Here is a 1713-nt window from a genome sequence, read left to right on the forward strand (position 1 = left end):
GGGGGGGGGGGGGGGGGGGGGGGGGGCGGGGGGGTGGGTGTGGGTGGGTGGTGGGGGGGGGGGGGGGGCGCGGGGGGGGCCCCCCCCCCCCCCTCCGCGCGTCTTCCAGTCGTGACAGCGCCGCCCCGCCCCGTGGCAGCGCGCTGACAGCGCCCTGGCAGCGGCCCAGCGCAGGGTGATCGCCATGGACACCCAGGTACTGATCATCGGCGCGGGCCCCACCGGCCTCGCGCTCGCCGCCGACCTCGCCCGGCGCGGCGTCGACCACCGGATCGTCGACCGGGCGGACGGGCCGTTCGCCGGGTCGCGCGCCAAGGGCGTGCAGCCGCGCACCCTGGAGGTGCTGGACGACCTCGGCGTCGTGGACCGGGTGCTGGCGGCGGGCACGACGACGCTGCCCGCGCTCGCGCACGACGGCGACCGGGCCCACCTGGTCGACCTCAACGAGGGTCGCCACCCCACGCCGAGCACCCCGTACGCCCGCACGCTGGTCATCCCGCAGTTCGCCACCGAGGCCGCGCTGCGCTCGCTCGTCCCGCACGTCGAGCACTCCAGCGAGGTCACCGCGCTGACCCAGGACGAGCGCGGCGTCACCGCGACCGTCAACGGTCAGGAGCTCACCGCCGCCTACGCGGTGGCCTGCGACGGCGGGCGCAGCCCGATCCGCAAGCGGCTCGGCGTCGGGTTCGCGGGCGAGACGCTGGCGGACCACCGGATCGTCGTCGCCGACGTCGTGCTCGACGGGCTCGACCGCGACCACTGGCACATGTGGCGCAGCGATCCCGGTTCGATGCTCGCGCTGTGCCCGCTGCCGGGCACGGACCTGTTCCAGCTCCAGGCGAACGCCGCCCCGGACCGGGTGGCCGAGCCGACCGAGGAGGACCTGCGGGAGCTGGTCGCGACCAGGACCGGGCGGTCGGACGTGGTGCTGCGGGAGGTGCGCTGGCGCTCGCTGTTCCGGCTGAACGTGCGGATGGCGGACCGCTACCGGGTCGGCCGGGTGTTCCTCGCGGGCGACGCCGCGCACGTCCACTCGCCCTCCGGCGCGCAGGGCATGAACACCGGCGTGCAGGACGCGTACAACCTGGGCTGGAAGCTCGCCGGGGCGCTCTCGGGCGCGCTGCCCGCCGAGGCGGCGGAGGCGCTGCTGGACAGCTACGAGGCCGAGCGGCTGCCGATCGCGGCGTGGCTGCTGGGCGTGACCACCGAGGCGCACCACAGGATGGCCGCCGAGATGCGGATCGGGAAGCGCGACGACGAGCTGCTCCAGCTGGGCATCGGCTACCGCGGGGGGCCGCTGGCCGAGCCGTCCGGGCTGCCCGGCGTCCAGCCCGGCGACCGGGCGCCGGACGCGCCGTGCGCGCTGGCCGACGGGACCCCGACGCGGGTGTTCGACCTGGTGCGGGGACCGGGTTTCACGCTGCTGGGCGTCGGCGTCGAACCGCCCGAGCACGCCGGGGTCCGGGCGCACCGGATCGAGGACCCGGACGGGCACGTCGCCGCCGGGTACGGGGTGCCGGAGGGCGCGCTGGTGCTGGTGCGGCCGGACGGGCACGTGGGTGTGGTGACGCACGACCCCGAGGTGGTCGCCGGGTACCTCAAGCGCGTTCTGGGCTGACGGTCCGGCGCCCGGCCCAGCGGGCGAGGTCGGCGATCTCCGGGTCGGCGAGCGCGAGCACGCCGCGCGCCCGCTCGGCCTCGTCCAGCGCGGCG

Annotated in this window: 1 protein-coding gene; it reads left to right on the forward strand. The window is 77.3% G+C overall.

All coding sequences use genetic code 11. The features are described 5' to 3' along the window. The first annotated feature begins 184 nt into the window (after positions 1 to 184). A complete protein-coding gene (locus ACTUAL_RS27940) occupies positions 185 to 1618 on the forward strand; it encodes an FAD-dependent monooxygenase (RefSeq protein ID WP_440902330.1) in 1434 nt (477 codons plus the stop codon). Positions 1619 to 1713: the final 95 nt, after the last annotated feature.

The sequence above is a fragment of the Actinosynnema sp. genome (assembly GCF_052038725.1).

What these genes read in the sequence shown, in the direction of transcription:
- ACTUAL_RS27940 (WP_440902330.1), top strand. Translation starts at nt 185, where the DNA reads ATGGACACCCAGGTACTGATCATCGGCGCGGGCCCCACCGGCCTCGCG.